A 16,451-nucleotide genomic window follows, 5' to 3' on the forward strand; every position below is an offset into this window, starting at 1 on the left:
TTGTCTAAGGGTCCTTTGGTGACAGATGGCGACCTCAAGGCGGCGGCGTCGGCGACGGCGTTTGCGGCCGATGCCATCGAGCGGCACATGTCGAGTGAGATGTACCGCAACGCCGTCACCGCGAACGAGTACTACCGACAGCACAACGTCACGATCAACCGTTTCGTGCAGAAGATCTACTCGTGCTCCGGTGCCGAGGCCGAGGACTTCACGGCCTCGAAGCTGAGGCTGGCGAGTAACCTGTTCAAGCGCCTGAACGTCCAGCGCTGCACGTACTCGCTCGGTAAGGGCGTGAGCTTCGTGGACGTCTCGGCGGGCGGCAAGGACACGACCAAGGAGGGGCTTGGCGACCGCTTCGACGACGACGTCATGGAGATGGGGCTCAAGGCGCTCATCCACGGCGTGTCGTTCCCGTTTTGGAACCTCGACCACATCGACGTGTTCACCGCCGACGAGTTCTGTCCGGTGTGGGACGAGTACTCGGGGGCGCTATACGCCGGCGTGAGGTTCTGGCGGCTCGACTCCGACCACCCGTGGCACGCGACTCTCTACGAGCAGGACGGCTACACGGAGATGGTGTCGGGCGGCAGCGGCTTCGACTTCGAGGTGGCCGAGGCCAAGCGTGCCTACAAGGTCACGTATCGGGAGATACCGGCGGACGGGATGAAGCTTGCCGTCGATGCGGAGAACTACTCCCGCCTGCCCATCGTGGCGGTCTGGGGCAGCGATGCGCACCAGAGCACGCTCGTCGGCATGCGCGAGAGCATCGACGCCTACGACCTGATCAAGAGCGGCCTGGTGAACGACACGCGCGACTGCGCGCAGATCTACTGGCTCATCAACGGAGCCGGCGGCATGGACGACAGGGACCTCGACCTGTGGCGGGCGAAGCTCAAGCTGACGCACGTGGCCGAGGTCGACGCCGAGCAGGGGCAGTCCGTGACGCCGTACACGCAGGAGGTGCCCGTCGAGGGCCGCAAGGAGACGCTGGCGCAGATCAAGGCCGACATCTACGAGGACTTCGGCGCGCTGGACGTCCACACCATCGCGGCGGGGGCGACCAACGACCATATCGACGCGGCATACCAGCCGATGGACGAGGAGGCCGCCGAGTTCGAGCGCCACATCCGCGAGGGCATCATGGACATCCTCGCATTGCAGGGCATCGAGGACACGCCCGTGTTCACGCACACTCGCATCAGCAACACCAAGGAGCAGGTCGAGACCGTGTGCCTGGAGGCCGAGTATCTGGACGACGAGACGATCCTGCGAAAGCTGCCGAACATCACGCCCGACGAGAGGGCGAAGATTTTGGAGCGAAAGCAGCGGGAGCAGGAGGAGCGCATGGCCGCGCTGCCGCCCGCGCTCGCGGCAAACGCCGGCGGTGCGGGCGCAGGCGACGAGGACGACGAGGATGAGGAGGGCGAGGAATGACGCTGGACATCATGGATGGCGACCTGTGGCAGTGGGACACGGGGCGTGAGGTCGAGGCTGCCGGCTGCGAGCAGGTGCATTTCGCCAAATCGACCGCGGGGACGTGCTACACGGTCGAGGTGGCCGGCAACAAGGCGAAGATTCCCGACGAGCTGCTTCAGGCGGCCGGTCGCGTGTACGCATGGGCCTACATCACGGACGAGACATACGGCGGGTGCACGCGCATCGAGGCGCTCTGGGACGTGAAGAGGCGGGCCAAGCCCGCCGAGTACGTCTACGAGCCGAGCGACCAGCGCACCATCAAGGACGCGGAGACGGCGCGAGACGAGGCCAAGGCCGCGCAGAAGGCGGCGGAGGCCGCGCGCGACAGGGCCATCGCAGCCGAGGTCAAGGGGGCACGCGCCACGACACTCGCCCCGGGCTCGGATGCCACGGCGGCGATGGAGGGCAACATGCTTGTCGTCGGCGTGCCGAAGGGTGATGCGCTCAGGTACAGCGACCTCACCGCCGAGCAGGTGGCGGAGCTCAAGAAGCCCGCGACCGACGCCGCGGCCGAGATCGGCAAGACAAACGAGGAGTACAAGGCCATGCTCACCGAGCAGGCCAAGGACTTCGGCGACGCGCAGCGGGCGCGCACCGAGTCATATACGGACGCCGAGCGCGCCCGCGACAAGGCATACACGAAGGCCGAGACGGACCGCAACGCCGCCTACAACGAGGCCGAGGGAAAGCGGCAGGCCGCCGAGCGCGTGCGCGGCGAGACCGAGGGGGGGCGCAAGAGCGCCGAGACAGGGCGCGATACGGCCGAGAAGGAACGCGTTGAGGCCGAAGCCAAGCGCGAGCAGGGCTGGACCGACCTCAAGGCCGAGGCGGAGAAGAGCGTGAGCGACGCGGTCGAGCGTGCCGACGCCGCCAGCAAGGCAGCCACCAAGGCCGTCGCCGACGTCAAGGCCACGGAAGCCAAGCTGTACCCGGTAGCCGAGAACGTCCTCAAGGACACGGCCAAGGACACCCTCATCCACGTCGATGACGCTTTCCCTTCTAGTCTCTTGGGTATCGAGATTGAGGGCGCTACTGAGCAGGTAACTACTGCTGGTAAAAACCTGCTCGACTACTTCAAACTGAGTAAGTTATCAAGCTCAATCTACGCAGTCGAAAACGAGAACCTGAAAGTCCTAGCGATCGACGGCAGAGCATGGGGCACCGTCCCTACGCTCATGACGTTGAAAGCAGGGACGTACTGCGCGAGCGGCGCATATTTTGAGATTCGTAGCGCAAGCGATAATTCTGATATCTTCAGCGGCAAAGGCAAATTCACCCTCAACAAAGACACCGAGGTTAAAGTCAAAGTCGGCACTAACTTGTCTAGCTATCCCGGCGTTGTCAAGGCACAGATAGAGATGGGCAACATGGCCACAGCCTATGAACCCTACACAGGCGGTAAGCCCAGCCCCTCACCTGATTTCCCGCAGGAGATTAAGGTCGTAGAGAATCCAACTATTAAGATTCTTGGTAGGAATCTTATGAGTGTTGGTGTTGATGAACTGGGAAACAGTGCCAACAATTTCTATATGAGTCCACAGATTGATAGACTGACACTCTCGTTCTATGCCGAAAATGATTGGTGGACTGGAAACCCCAATGGACCGAGAATATTCATTCACGAATACTATCCTTCAAACGGAACGTATTCCGCACAGGCTGTTGGCGTTCTGGAGTTTTCCAAGGAAATAGGTAAGCGCGTAAAGGCAACTATTCCGTTTAAATCTAAGCTCACGGATAAATATGAGGGGTACATTTGCAGCCGTGGCTGTTTTGATGGCGTCTATAAAAACTGCCATGATTTCATGATCAGTTTCGGCGATGCAAATGAAACCTATTCCGATTATGTAAGTGCTGAAAGTGCACTCATTCTCCCGTCAGAGCATCCCTATCTCGCCAAGCTCCCAGACGGCAAGGCGGACGAGATTAGGGTGGACAAGGACGGCAACGTCGAGCTTGTGGCAAGGGTGGCGCGAGTGCTGCCGAGCGAACAAAAGATTGTCTTCGTTCCAGGCGACGAGCACTCGGCCTCGTATATCTCGTTCAACTTTGTGAACGATTCCGCATCCAAGTTGAGTGTAATGAGCAACGCGTACGAAACAATCATTTGGACAGCAAAGAGCGGATACGTCTACTGTCCACAAGTATCCAACGTAGTGATTAGAGACAACCGCTTTACGTCCGAAGAGCAAGCGAAAAAGCTCCTTGATGGTGTAGTCGTGTATATCGCGGTGAAGCCGATGCGCTACCCGCTAGGCAAAATCGAGATGCCCAAGGCGCAAGACAGCATCGTCAACGTCTGGACAGACGCGGAAATCACGCCCAAAACGGGCATCGAGTACACGCGCGACGTGAATATCGTCGTGGCGAATCTGGAAGCGGCAATCGCATCCATCACCGAAGGTTAGGAGAAGATAATGGCAGTTAAGAGCAAGTCCCGCCACGACCTTACGCTTCGCAGCATCAAGCGCGAGATCCAAGCTGGCCGCGACGTGGCGTACTGGCTCGATAAGGCGTACGCGCACCTGGACAGCGGCCTTTTCGACGAGAGCGATATCGCCGAGGTCGAGGAGCTTGCGGCGGCGTACTACGACGGACTCGACCGCGCGGAGGAGCCGACCGAGCAGGAAGGCGAGTAGGGAAAGGCCCCGGCTTCGGTCGGGGCCCTTTTCCGTTATGCGCGGGCGACCATGCGTGCCGACGATTGGAGGCGGCGCATGGCGAAAGATAGCGCTCACGAGTTCTCAGACGCCGAGATTCGGGCGTTCGAGCGCGAGGTGGCTGGAGTGTACGGCGAGGCGGGCAAGACCGCCTAAGCCAACCTCAAGCGCTATCTGGCGCAGTTCGAGGCCGACGACGAGAAGATGCGCGGACGGCTCGAGGCCGGCGAGATCACCAAGGCTCAATACAGGTCCTGGCGAAGCGGGAAGATCGCGGCGGGCAGGCGCTACCGAATCGTCCTCAAGCAGTGCGCCGAGGCCATGACGCACGCGAACGTCGTTGCAGCCGCCGCCATCGAGGGCAGGCTGCCCGAGGTCTACGCCGAGAACTACAACTACGGCACGTGGCAGGTCGAGAGCGCCGTGGGCGTTGACACGGCCTACGCGCTGCAGGACGCGTCGACCGTCCAGAGGCTGCTCACCGACCACGACAGCTACCTGCCCAAGCCGTCCGTCAACGTCGCTAAGGACATGGCATGGAACCGCCGGCTCATCGCCAACCAGATCACACAGGGCGTGCTGCTCGGCGAGTCGATACCCAAGATAGCCAGGCGCATGCAGGACGTGACGGGGTCGAACCGCGCGGCGGCGGTGCGCCTGGCGCGCACGTCGGTGACGGCGGCGGAGAACGCCGGGCGCGTCGACAGCTACAAGAGGGCCAAGGGGCTCGGTATCAAGGTGCAGCAGGAGTGGATGGCGACGCTCGACGGTCGCACGCGCTCGAGCCATAGGCAGCTCGACGGCGAGAAGGTGGGGATCGGGGAGAAGTTCAGCAACGGGTGCCGCTACCCGGGCGACCCCGAGGCGCTGTATGCCGAGACGTGCAACTGCCGCTGCACGCTCATCGCGGCCGTCGAGGGCGTCGACTACTCCGACGGCAAGCGCTGGAGCAGGCTGCCCGAGGGCATGACCTACGAGGAATGGAAGGCGGGCAAGCCCGCCGTCACCGGCACCAAGCCCGCGAACCGCACCATCTCCGAGTTCATGGGGATGCCCGGCACGGCCCGCAAGCTCGACGCCGCGGGCGTGTCGCCGACCGAGGCGAGGAAGAGGCTCACCGAGCAGTTGAGGGAGTACGGCATACCGTCCGGCTCGTTCCGCAAGATGAGCGCCGGCGACCAGCAGAAAGCGCTCGACGCGGCGTTGGCGAGAAACTTCGCGAACGGCGCACGCAGCGGCAACAGGCGAAAGCTGACCGACGCGGAGGTGGAGACAGTCAGGGCCGCCGCGAACGAGCTGTCCATACCGACCGAACGGTTGACGTTCAACAGCAGACCTACCGGGTATTCGATGGTCACCAAGAAGGTGAACGTAGGGGGCGACGTGTTCCCCGACGAGGATTCGACGAACAACAGGGACCGCCTGAGCGTCAAGGCCGTGCTGGCCCATGAGTACTACGGCCATGCCGCGTTCCCCGACAGCTCATATCCCATCGGCCACTGGGCAGACGAGTTCAGGGCTAGCTACCATGCGGCAATGACAGCGCCGGGGCTGTCCGACGAGGAGCGGGCCTCTCTCATGGTCGACGCATACCAGAGGGCTAGCGAGGCCGGAGTTAAGGTAAGATATACGAAGAGCTACAGAAAACTCGTATATGGCTACTGAGCAGGTGAATCGAATGCAGAAACTGAGGACATGGCCGAAGATGACCGAGGCGGAGAGAAGCGCGGTAGCCGATAAATACGAGAACCCTGAGAAGGACGTCCGGTGCCCGAACTGCGGCGAGCCGCTCTGCTATTTCGAGCGCGGAAACTCCTACGGTGCGCGATGCGATAGATGCAATTACGAGGACGGGGTCAGGGGGGTTTAGCTATGGCCAAGAACGACTACCACGTGATCGTCTACCGCATCCTCCTGTACCTCTATACGTGCCTGAAGGGCGGGGAGGACGTCGACCCCAAGAGGCTCGACGAGATCGCCCTCGCCGCAGGCGCGAACGAGCGGTACTGGCACTACATCCTGTGCAGCCTGCTCGACTACGGATTCATCTCGGGAGCGGTCAGGGTCGAGGTCGACAACACGTTCGACCGCGTCTACGGCCTCGACGGCGCCTGCATCACGCCCCGCGGCATCGAGTACCTGACCGACAACTCCTTCATGGCCAAGGTGAGGAAGTTCCTCAAGGAGGCCAAGGACATAGCCCCTTTCATCTGACTGTGAGGCCCCGCCACGGCGGGGCTTTTTCTTGCCGCGTGACCGTGCCGCGACACTGCCCGCAGAGAGATTGGGGCAGGCATGAAAGAGCTGTTCACATGTGCGAGCTGCGGTGACTGCGCCGTGAGGCTCGGTTTCGGCTTCACGTTCCCGGATACCTACATCTGCACGCAGCGCGGCGACGAGGTCGAGCCAGACGACGGCTGCACGCTCGGGTGCACCGGCGTGCCGGTGCAGGCCGTCGAGGCGTGCGAGGCCGACGTGTCCGGCCGCGTGGGCTACGGCACGGAGGTGCTGGGCTGATGGCCGCACCGCGGAAGGTCGGCAAGGAGAAGTGGAGCGCCAAGAACGACACGTGGACCGACCGCAACGGCAACACCGTCAGCGGGATGAGGGAGAAGGGCTTCACGCGCGGCAGCGCCAAGGGCCTGCTCGCCTCCGACATCTCCGGCCTCGTCGAGGTGCGCGCCGACAACCGCGAGGCCATCGCCAACGCCATCGACCTTGCGCTCGTAGCCGCGCTGGAGGAGGTCGGCCTCGTCGCCGAGGGCTACGCCAAGCGTGCCTGCCCGGTCGACACGGGCCGGTTGCGCAACTCCATCACCCACATCGTAGACGAGGGCACCCGGCACGTCGTCATCGGCACGAACGTCGAGTACGCGCCCTACGTCGAACTTGGGACGAGGCACCAGAAGCCGCAGCCCTACCTCAAGCCGGCCGCCAAAGACCACTACTCCACATACAAGGGAATCTTCCTCAAGCACCTCCGCGGCTAGGGGCCGCGTTACTCCGCTCGGATACTCACCCTTGCCGCGAGGTATTGCGGCGCGGGCCCTGCCGAGGCAACAGGCTGGGACCCGCCCATTCCGAAGCAAGGGAGATTCTGTTGGCACTCACACGAAAGATGCTCAAGGCAATGGGCATCGAGGACGAGAAGATCGACCAGATCATCGACGAGCATGCCGAGAGCGTGAACGCGCTCAAGGCCCAGCGCGACGAGTTCAAGGAGGCCGCGGGCAAGGCGGACGGCTACAAGAAGGAGCTGGACGCGCTCAAGGCCAAGGGCGATGGCGAGGGCGAGTACGAGGAAAAGTACAAGGCCGTCGTCAAGATGCTGGACGACTACAAGGCCGAGGTCGCCGGGGAAAAGGCGGCAGCCGAGAAGCGCGGCCTGTACCGAAAGCTGCTCGAGTCGGCGGGCGTCGACCCCAAGCGCATCGACACCGTTCTCAAGGTCTCCGACCTCGAGGGCGTGACCGTCAAGGACGGCGCCATCGAGGACGCGGACAAGCTGACCGAGGGCATCAAGGCCGACTGGGCCGACTTCATCGCCAACACGACCGTCAAGGGCGCCGACGTGGCCCACGCCCCCAAGGGCGAGGGCGGCAAGGACATCAACGAAATGAGCACCGCCGAGTACATGAAGTACAAGGCGGAGCAGAGAGGCTAAGGGGTTTCTATGGCAAACACCATCCTTACACCCAACATCATCGCCAACGAGGCGCTGGACGTTCTGCGCACCAACGCCGTCATGGCCAACCTCGTCCACCGCGACTACTCCTCCGAGTTCGTCGCGGGCGTGGGCGACACCATCACCATCCGCAAGCCCGCCACCTTCGAGGCCAAGGAGTTCACCACCGAGGTCGAGGTGCAGGACGCCACCGAGGACAAGGTCGCCGTCAAGATGGACAAGCTGCTCGATGTGACGTTTTCCGTCACGTCCAAGGATCTGACGATGAACATCGTCGACTTCTCCGCGCAGTTCCTCGTCCCGGCGATGCAGGCCTTCGCCGACAAGATCGACGGCTACCTGCTCGGGCTCGAGAAGGACGTCACCGACAACCGCGTCGACCACACCAAGGGCGCCATCGCCGTGGCGGACATCATCGCCGCCCGAAAGTTCCTCGTGGACGCCAAGGCGCCCTCCACGGAGCGCCGCTTCGTCTACGGCTCCCAGGCCGAGGCCGACCTGCTCAACACCGACCTGTTCGTCAACGCCTCCGCCGTCGGCGACAACGGCACCGCCCTCAAGGAGGCGTCGCTGGGCCGCAAGTACGGCCTCGACTTCTACTGCGACCAGAACGTGCAGAAGACCACGGCCGAGACTGCCAACTACACGCCGTCCATCGCGTTCCACAAGAACGCCTTCGCGCTCGTGACCCGCCAGCTCGAGATGCCGCTCGGCGCCCCCAAGGCGTACTCCACCTCCTACGACGGCTTCGGCCTGCGCGTCGTGCAGGGCTACGACCAGAAGACCAAGACCGACACCGTCTCCATCGACATGCTCTGCGGCGTCAAGACCCTCGACAAGAGCCTTGCCGCCGTCATCACCGACAAGCGATAGGCGCAGAGATGCTCGAGCAGGTGCTTCTGTCGCTGCGCAACTGGTTCGTCGCAGGCAAGCGCACGGGGCGCGTCCGCATCGAGGGCGGCCGCCTCGTGCCGCCCGCGGGGCTCGACCTCAAGGAGGGCCAGTACATCCGCATCACGGGCTCGACGTTCAACGACGGGCTGCACTCATGGCCCTACAACGGCCTCACGGACGAGGAGTTCGTCGGCACCGTCTGGGCGCTCGCCGTGCCGCAGGCCGTGGTCGACCTCGCGGACGAGATCGCGGCATGGCAGGCCGAGCACGCCGAGGAGCTGGACGGCCCGTATGCGAGCGAGAGCTTCGGCGGCTACAGCTACACGCGCGTCGGCAGTGACGGCCGACCGCTGACGTGGCGCCAGCAGTTCAAGGCGCGTCTCGACCCTTGGAGAAAGCTATGAGCCGCCTGTACGAGCGCATGCGCGTGCCGTGCGCGCACATGGTCCGCAGGAGCGTGCCGGACGGCGAGGGCGGCTGGACCGAGACGTGGGCCACGGGCCGCGCCTTCTCCGCTTCCATCGTCCGCGACACCTCGGCCGAGGCCCGCGTCGCCGAGGCGGCCGGAGTGGCCAACACCTACACGGTGACGTGCTCCGAGGAGCTGTCCCACGGCGACGTGTTCAGGCGCGTGTCAGACGGTCAGGTCTTCCGCGTCACGTCGAACGCCGACGACGGCCGCCCGCCCGCGTGCGCGACGTTCAGCTTCACCCAGTGCACGGCCGAGGAATGGAGGCTGCCGGATGCCGACTAGGACGGCGGCGCTCGCCGCGTGGCTCGGCCGGTTCGGCATGCCCGCGTACTCCGCGCAGGCCGTTCCCGACGACGCCGAGCTCCCGTACATCACCTTCACGCCGGTGTCCGGCGCGTGGGGCGACGGCGAGCAGAACGTCACCGTCGAGACCTGGCGGCGCACCGAGTCCGAGGCGATGGCCAACGCCGACGCCGAGGCCATCGGGCGCGCGCTTGGGCTCGGAGGCGTGATGCTGCCCTGCGACGGCGGGGGCCTTTGGGTCAAGCGCGGCTCGCCGTTCTGGCAGGCCGCCGACTCGGGCGAGCCGGGCGTCAAGCGCCGCTACGTAAACCTCTCCATCGAGAACATCACGACCTTTTAGGGAGGTCCCATGAAATACACCCAGATCCCGCAGGACACGTTCAACAACATCCAGCTGAACGCCGGCGTCCTGCTCAAGGGCTTCGCCCCGGAGAGCGGCACGCTCAAGGCGACCGACATCCTCGGCGCGACGTCCGGCGGCGTCAACTTCACCGCCACGCCGAGCTTCATCGACTACGGCGAGGACATCGACAACTGCCCGAAGAACATGAAGGAGCTCAAGCAGCTCGACGGCTGGGAGGCCAAGATGTCCGGCACGTTCGTGACCGTGACCGCCGAGCTCGCCGCCAAGCTCACCGGCGCCGCCGACACCGCCACCGACAAGGTGACGCCGCGCAACGAGCTCAAGGCCTCCGACTTCGCCGACCTGTGGTGGGTCGGCGACTACAGTGCCGTCAACGAGGACGGCACCAAGGGCGCGAGCGCCGGCTTCTGCGCCATCCACCTGCTCAACTCCCTGAGCACCGGCGGCTTCCAGATTCAGTCCGGCGACAAGGCCAAGGCGCAGTTCGCATTCGAGTTCACCGGCCACTACTCGATGGAGCACCCCGAGACGGTGCCGTTCGAGATCTACATCAAGGAAGGAACGGAGGCGGCTGCGTAATGCGAATCGACGAGTTCACGGCGGACGAGTTCCTGACCTCGGCACAGCTGCTCGCCGAGGTGGCCGAGGAGGCCATGGGCGGCAAGCTCGGCGAGGAGCTCAAGCGCTCCTACATGTCCTACCGCGCCGCGGCCAAGGCCGCCAAGGCCGAGGGCGGCGACGAGGACGAGGTCAAGGCCAAGGTCGAGGTCCAGGCCGTCGATATGTTGGGCGGCCTGCTGCCGGTCCTGCTGCGCGAGGGCGGCGAGCTGTCGCTCAAGCTCCTCGCCGCGCTCGACGGCCAGACGCTCGAGGAGTACAAGGCCTGCTTCACCATGGCCAAGTACGCCGCCGACATCAAGGCCGCGCTCGACGGCATCGACACCGTCAAGGAGGTCGCGGCCCCTTTTTTCCACTAGCCGCCGACGATCCTGAGCTGCTCTGGCTCTACCTGGGCGAGTACACCGGACCACGGCGTGCTCGCCCTTTTGCTAGGTACCTGACCGCGCGCAGGCGCAGGGAGGCCGAGGAGGACGCGTACAGGGTCTACCTGACGGAGTCCATCCGCCTCGCCGTGCAGTCGCGCTACATCGCCACGCCCTACCTGGAGCTCGTGCGGGGCGCGGCAGAGCCGGCGGACACCCGGAGCGGCGACGAGATCGCGGCGGACGTAATCGGCAAACTGGGATTGGAGGTGCTGTAGATGGACCTTCTCGACCTCTTGGTCAAGATCGGCGTCGACGACCAGGCATCCGACAAGGTCGACGGCATCGCCGGCGGCATCGAGGGGAAGCTCGGCAAGGCGGCGGGCGCGGCCGCATCGCTTGTCGCGGCCGGAGTGGCGGCAGTGGCCGCCGGCGTCGCGGCGGTGACCGGCATGAGCATGAACGCCTATGCCGCGTACGAGCAGAACGTCGGCGGCATACAGAAGATTTTCGGAAACATGGGCAAGTCCCTGGAGGACTACGCCGCCATGACCGGCCAGACCGTCGAGCAGTGCTCCGGCAAGTGGCAGCAGCTCGAGCAGGCACAGACGACGGTGCTGGCCAACGCCGACCGCGCCTACATAACGGCCGGCCTGAGCGCCAACCGTTACATGGAGCAGGTGACGGGCTTCTCGGCCGCACTCGTCTCCTCGCTCGGCGGCGACACGGTCAAGGCGGCCGAGTACGCCGACACGGCCATGGTCGACATGAGCGACAACGCGAACACCTTCGGCACGGCGATGGAGGACCTCCAGAACGCGTACCAGGGCTTCGCCAAGCAGAACTACACCATGCTCGACAACTTGAAGCTGGGATACGGCGGCACCAAGGAGGAGATGCAGCGCCTCATCTCGGACGCGCACGCGGTCAACTCCGCCGTGGACGAGTCGAGCCTGTCCTTCGACAACATCGTGCTCGCCATCCACACGATGCAGGAGCAGATGCAGATCGCCGGCACGACCTCGCGCGAGGCCGCGACGACCATCGAGGGCTCCTGCAACATGGCCAAGGCCGCCTGGGAGAACTGGGTGACCGAGCTCGGCAAGGACGACGCCGACATGGGCAAGCTCACGACGGAGCTGGTCGAGTCGGTCGAGACGGCGGCCTCCAACATCGTGCCGCGCGTGGCGACCATCGTGTCCACGGCCGTCGAGCAGCTCCCCGGGGTCATAGCGACGCTGGCGCCGGTCGCCGGCGAGGCCTTCGCGTCAATAGCCGACAGCGCCATGTCGGCGCTCTCGGGCGCCTTCGGCGGCCTCGGCGAGATTGGCGCGCAGGTCGGACCGGTGCTCTACGACGGAATCGTGAACGGCCTGTCGTTCCTCTCCGGCGCGGCGGCCGACATCATGACCCGGCTGGGCGGCTACCTGGCCGAGAACCTGCCGTCCATCATGGAGAGCGGCCTGCAGATTCTCACCGGCCTCTCAGAGTCCATAGCCGAGAACGCAGGCGTTCTTGCCGAGGGCGCGGCGAACCTCATAGTCGGCCTGGCACAGGGAATCGCCGACAGCCTGCCGACCATCATCGAGCAGGCCCCGGTCATCGTGCAGAACCTCGCCGACGCGATCAACGACAACGCGCCGACGCTGCTGGGCGCCGGCATCCAGGCAATCGTGACGCTGGCGCTCGGCATCGTGCAGGCGATACCGACGCTCGTGGCCAACATCCCCGCCATTTTCTCGGCAATCCTCGCGGCATGGTCGGCTCTCGACTGGATAAGCCTCGGCCGCAACGCTATCACGCTCCTGGGCAACGGCATCGCCGGCATGGCCGGCTTCGTCAGCACGTGCGGCACCAACATCGTGAGCGCCATCCGCGGCGCCATTGCCAACCTGCCGTCCACCCTGGCGAGCATCGGCAGCAACGGAATCAGCAGCCTGGGCTCAGCCATCCGCGGCGCGGTCGGCTTCGTGACCTCGGCGGCCTCGAGCATCGGCAGCTCCATCATGAGCGCCCTGTCCTCCATCCCGGGCCGCGTGGCCTCCATCGGCTCGCAGATCGTTCAGGGCATCGCCAACGGAATCAGCGGTGCGGCCGGCGTGGTCGTCAACAAGATAACCGGCGTGGTCGGCGGCGCCATCGACGCGGCCAAGAACCTGCTCGGCATCCACTCGCCCTCGCGCGTGTTCCGCAAGATATTCGGCTACGTGATGCAGGGCGCGGCCCTCGGCATCGACGACACGGCGGACGAGCCCGTGAAGTCAATGGAGTCCGCCGTCGGGAAGGTCGAGCGCGCCGCGGCGTTCGATGCGACGGTCAGGGCCGACGGCCCGCGTTACGGCGACCGGACCATTTCCGGCACCGGGGAGGGCGTTGTCGCGGACGGCGGCGCATCGGCCGTTATCGGCTGGCTGGCCGAGAACCTGCCCTCCATCATCGCGGAGTTCACGCCCGTCATGGGCGAATCGGAGTTCGGGCGCAGGGCGAGGAAGGCGGTCGCGTATGCCTGATATCGAATATGAATCGGGCGCGGGGGCGGTCATCCCGCTCAATTCCGGCATCTACGTCGGCAGGCCGAACGACCTCTTCAGCCGCGAATGGGACTACAAGATCGGGTACCGCGCGCTGTCGACCGCCTCGCGCGGCGCCCGCAAGGCCTCGCTCAAGGCGGTCTTCGCCGACATGGCGCTGGCCGACGAGTTCCGCCGCTGCGCGGACCTCGACGTCTCGGGCAACACGCCCGGGACGCTGAGGGTCGGGGAGTGGTTCCAGCGCTGCCTCGTCCTCGCGTCGAAGGTCGACGGGGTGCGTGACGGGCTCTTCACCGCGAAGATCACCGTCGTGCTGCTCGACGGCCTGTGGCGCAGGGGCGTCACGACGGAGTTCGCGCCCGTCAACGGCTCGTCCGGGTACGAGTTCCTCGACCTACCGCATGGCCTCCCGTACGACCTCGGGGCGACCCCGCCGAAGCGGTACGCGCGCAACCCGGGGCATTCCGGCAGCCCCGCCCGGCTCATCGTCTACGGGCCGGCGGTCAATCCCGCGGTCCGGCTCGGCGGAAACCTGTACCAGGTCGACGTATCGGTGCCGGACGGCGGCTACATGGAGGTCGACCCGCTGCGGCGCACCGTCTCCGTGGTCTCCGCAGACGGCGACGTCCGCGACGCCTTCGGCAAGGCGCACCGAGGCAGCGGCGCCGGCTCGGGCGAGTACATCTTCGAGCGCGTGCCGGCCGGCACCTGCGAGGTCTCGTGGGACAACAGCTTCGGGTTCGACCTGACGCTCTACGAGGAGGAGGGGGAGCCGGCATGGTCCTAGTGGTGAGCGACCCGGCGGCCGGGGACGTCCGCGAGATCGAGGAATTCGAGCTTGACCTCGCGTTCGGCAGCGACGAGAACGCCCTGAAGCTCGAGGCGCGCGCCGGCGAGGCCCCCGCCGAGGGGCATCTCGTGTTCATCGACGGGACCGAGTACGGCGGCGTCGTCGACGAGGTCACCTACGATGCGGGCAGGGACCCCTCCGGCACCGTCCTGTGCAAGGGCCGCACGTGGCACGGCATCCTGGCCGGCAAGCGCCTCCTGCCCGATTCGGGCAGCGGCTACCTCGCGGTGAGCGGTAAGGCGGGCGAGGTGCTCGCGTCCCTCATATCCCGCATGGGGCTGTCCGGGCTGTTCTCTGCCGCCGTGGACGATACGGCGGTCAGCTACACCTTCGACCGCTTCGCGGACGGGTACGGCGGCCTGAAGGCCCTGGCGAAGGCGAACGGGCGGAAGGTCTCGATGCGCCGCCTCGGCGGCAGGGTCGAGCTGTCGCTGCCGCCGGTCGTCGACTACGCGGACAAGGTCGACTCGGACCTGCTCGACTTCACGCTGACGTCTGTGCATAGGTGCGTGAACCATTTGGTCTGCGCGGGAACGGGCGAGCTCGAGAACCGCGCCGTGGTCCATTTCTATGCCGACGTCGCGGGAAACGTCTCGCACACGCAGAGCCTTTTCGGGGTCGACGAGATTTGCGCGCTGTACGACTACAGCAACGCCGACGAAGAAAAGCTCGAAGAGGAGGGCCGCAAGAAGCTCCAGGAATATCAGACCCAAGGCAGCGTCGAGGTTGCGGCCCACGACGATATAGACGTGGACGTTGGCGACGTCATCTCGGCCCGCGACAACGCCCACGGGCGCACCGTGACTGCCACCGTGGCGAAGAAGATCGTGAAGGTCTCGCGTGGCGTCGCCGTGTACTCATACGAGGTCGGCGGCGAGACCACGACCAAGATGAGCAGCAGCGGAGCGGCCGAGAGCAGCGGGGGCGGAGGCCACGCCTACCTGGCGGGCAAGGGCCTGACGCTGAGCAACTACACATTCAGCGCGGAGGTTGACGCAGATGCGCTCACTGAGGTGCGCGGCACCGCCGAGGCCGCCCGCAGGGACGCGACCAAAGCCGTGCAGACGTGGGCAGGCGCCTCGTTGGAGATCGGCGCGGTCCAGACGCTGCCGCCGGGCGCGAACGCCACGGCGGCTCTCGCGGGCGAGAGCCTGATCAAGACGCTCTCGCTCGGCATCCCGCGCGGCGAGAAGGGCGAGCGCGGCGAGAAGGGCGAGCGCGGCGAGCAAGGGCCGCCCGGCACCGCGTCGGCGGTGACCGTCAGGGAGATGTTCGAGGCGTCTCACCCGGTCGGCACCTACATCGAGACGACGGGCTACGACCCGTCCGACTACGGCGGCGAATGGCGGATGGTGCCGAGCATCGGCCCGTACACGTGGCTCAGGACGAAGTAGAGGAGACAGGCATGTCCAAGACAGACAACATCACGAAGTACACATGCGACCGCTGCGGCGAGAGCGCGTACCTGCAGCAAGGCGCTGCGGCGGCGGGGGACTGGCGCGAGGTCGAGCGCTTCGATCAGTACGGCAGCAGGGCGACCCGCCTGCTGTGCAAGGGGTGCACGGACGAGTACAAGAAGCTCGCCGCCAAGCACGACGGCGAGTTCCAGCAGTTCATGAGCAACGCGAAGGAGCAGTAGCATGGCATTCGAGATAGTAGACGGCATGACGGGCACGAAGCACATTAGCTCGGATGACTTGTCGGCGCTAAACATCGCCACTGTCGGTAAGGCTGATTGCGTGCTCGGTTACGGCGACAATTTCGAGCTGACGATGCAGAGCGCGAACTCAGCGACGCTCGGTACCGGCGTGGGCATGGTCGGCGGCAAGCGCTTCTGGAACCAGGCGGCTACTAGCTTGACCATCCAATCTGGTACGCAAGGCCAGAAGCGCAACGATCTGGTGGTCGCGCGCTACGCAAAGACGAGTGCGGGCATCGAATCCATCACGCCCGTCGTAATCAAAGGCATGCCCACAACGGGTACCGCCGCAGACCCAAAGGTGACGGCGAACGACTTGAAACTCTGGCGCATCCCGCTGGACGGCATCAGCGTCGGCACGCCCGTGAGGCTCTTCGACCCCGTGGCCTCGCTCGCGACCCTCGGGGATTCCGTATCCCTGTACGAGACGAAAAACTGGAGCGTCGTGCGCGTGGGCATGACGGTCTACGTCCGCGCCGCGCAGATCATCGCTGATCCTGCTGAGGGTATCAAGTGTCCGTACGTCATTCCCGA

General features: G+C 65.2%; 19 protein-coding genes. All 19 read left to right on the top strand.

Translation table 11 applies throughout. The features are described 5' to 3' along the window. The gene (locus AAA138_RS07175) at nt 1-1,434 is read left to right on the top strand and encodes a phage portal protein (protein WP_349090181.1); all 1,434 of its coding nucleotides are present in this window, start codon (nt 1-3) and stop codon (nt 1,432-1,434) included. Further along, the gene (locus tag AAA138_RS07180) at nt 1,431-3,884 is read left to right on the top strand and encodes a hypothetical protein (protein WP_349090182.1); all 2,454 of its coding nucleotides are present in this window, start codon (nt 1,431-1,433) and stop codon (nt 3,882-3,884) included. Before AAA138_RS07175 ends, AAA138_RS07180 begins: the two co-directional genes overlap by 4 nt. Before the next feature lie 9 nt (nt 3,885-3,893). Continuing rightward, nucleotides 3,894-4,115, top strand: a complete 222-nt coding sequence (locus tag AAA138_RS07185) for a hypothetical protein (RefSeq protein ID WP_349090183.1) — start codon at nt 3,894-3,896, stop codon at nt 4,113-4,115. Nucleotides 4,116-4,340: 225 nt separating this feature from the next. Continuing rightward, nucleotides 4,341-5,801 carry a phage minor head protein gene (locus AAA138_RS07190; RefSeq protein WP_349090185.1) on the top strand — a complete coding sequence of 487 codons (1,461 nt, stop codon included), beginning with the start codon at nt 4,341-4,343 and terminating at the stop codon, nt 5,799-5,801. Nucleotides 5,802-6,008: 207 nt separating this feature from the next. After that, nucleotides 6,009-6,350: a YjcQ family protein gene (locus AAA138_RS07195; protein WP_349090186.1), complete on the top strand. Its 342-nt coding sequence runs from the start codon at nt 6,009-6,011 to the stop codon at nt 6,348-6,350. Between the two features lie 81 nt (nt 6,351-6,431). Beyond that, nucleotides 6,432-6,653, top strand: a complete 222-nt coding sequence (locus AAA138_RS07200; protein ID WP_349090187.1) for a hypothetical protein — start codon at nt 6,432-6,434, stop codon at nt 6,651-6,653. Then, complete coding sequence (locus AAA138_RS07205) at nt 6,653-7,126, top strand: HK97-gp10 family putative phage morphogenesis protein (RefSeq protein WP_349090188.1); 474 nt, start codon at nt 6,653-6,655, stop codon at nt 7,124-7,126. Before AAA138_RS07200 ends, AAA138_RS07205 begins: the two co-directional genes overlap by 1 nt. Before the next feature lie 110 nt (nt 7,127-7,236). After that, a complete protein-coding gene (locus tag AAA138_RS07210) occupies nt 7,237-7,800 on the top strand; it encodes a hypothetical protein (protein ID WP_349090190.1) in 564 nt (187 codons plus the stop codon). Nucleotides 7,801-7,809: 9 nt separating this feature from the next. After that, the gene (locus AAA138_RS07215; RefSeq protein WP_349090192.1) at nt 7,810-8,694 is read left to right on the top strand and encodes a P22 phage major capsid protein family protein; all 885 of its coding nucleotides are present in this window, start codon (nt 7,810-7,812) and stop codon (nt 8,692-8,694) included. Between the two features lie 8 nt (nt 8,695-8,702). Continuing rightward, nucleotides 8,703-9,119 (top strand): hypothetical protein, encoded by a 417-nt coding sequence (locus AAA138_RS07220; RefSeq protein ID WP_349090194.1) that lies wholly within the window; start codon nt 8,703-8,705, stop codon nt 9,117-9,119. Next, the gene (locus AAA138_RS07225) at nt 9,104-9,469 is read left to right on the top strand and encodes a head-tail adaptor protein (RefSeq protein ID WP_349090195.1); all 366 of its coding nucleotides are present in this window, start codon (nt 9,104-9,106) and stop codon (nt 9,467-9,469) included. The genes AAA138_RS07220 and AAA138_RS07225 overlap by 16 nt, the downstream gene beginning before the upstream one ends. Next, nucleotides 9,459-9,830, top strand: coding sequence for a hypothetical protein (locus AAA138_RS07230; RefSeq protein WP_349090197.1), 372 nt, complete (start codon nt 9,459-9,461; stop codon nt 9,828-9,830). The genes AAA138_RS07225 and AAA138_RS07230 overlap by 11 nt, the downstream gene beginning before the upstream one ends. 9 nt (nt 9,831-9,839) lie before the next feature. Next, complete coding sequence (locus AAA138_RS07235; protein WP_349090199.1) at nt 9,840-10,433, top strand: hypothetical protein; 594 nt, start codon at nt 9,840-9,842, stop codon at nt 10,431-10,433. Further along, nucleotides 10,433-10,831 (top strand): hypothetical protein, encoded by a 399-nt coding sequence (locus AAA138_RS07240; protein ID WP_349090200.1) that lies wholly within the window; start codon nt 10,433-10,435, stop codon nt 10,829-10,831. Before AAA138_RS07235 ends, AAA138_RS07240 begins: the two co-directional genes overlap by 1 nt. 284 nt (nt 10,832-11,115) lie before the next feature. Continuing rightward, entirely contained in the window at nt 11,116-13,347 is a 2,232-nt protein-coding gene (locus AAA138_RS07245) for a hypothetical protein (protein ID WP_349090201.1), read from the top strand. Then, the gene (locus AAA138_RS07250) at nt 13,340-14,155 is read left to right on the top strand and encodes a hypothetical protein (RefSeq protein WP_349090203.1); all 816 of its coding nucleotides are present in this window, start codon (nt 13,340-13,342) and stop codon (nt 14,153-14,155) included. Before AAA138_RS07245 ends, AAA138_RS07250 begins: the two co-directional genes overlap by 8 nt. Next, nucleotides 14,146-15,612 carry a collagen-like protein gene (locus AAA138_RS07255; protein ID WP_349090205.1) on the top strand — a complete coding sequence of 489 codons (1,467 nt, stop codon included), beginning with the start codon at nt 14,146-14,148 and terminating at the stop codon, nt 15,610-15,612. Before AAA138_RS07250 ends, AAA138_RS07255 begins: the two co-directional genes overlap by 10 nt. A gap of 11 nt (nt 15,613-15,623) precedes the next feature. Continuing rightward, nucleotides 15,624-15,857 (top strand): hypothetical protein, encoded by a 234-nt coding sequence (locus AAA138_RS07260; RefSeq protein WP_349090207.1) that lies wholly within the window; start codon nt 15,624-15,626, stop codon nt 15,855-15,857. A gap of 1 nt (nt 15,858) precedes the next feature. Then, the coding region (locus AAA138_RS07265; RefSeq protein WP_349090209.1) for a hypothetical protein at nt 15,859-16,451 on the top strand (593 nt) is incomplete at its 3' end.

It is taken from the genome of Collinsella sp. CLA-JM-H32B, from assembly GCF_040098065.1.
Classification (GTDB): Bacteria; Actinomycetota; Coriobacteriia; order Coriobacteriales; family Coriobacteriaceae; genus Collinsella.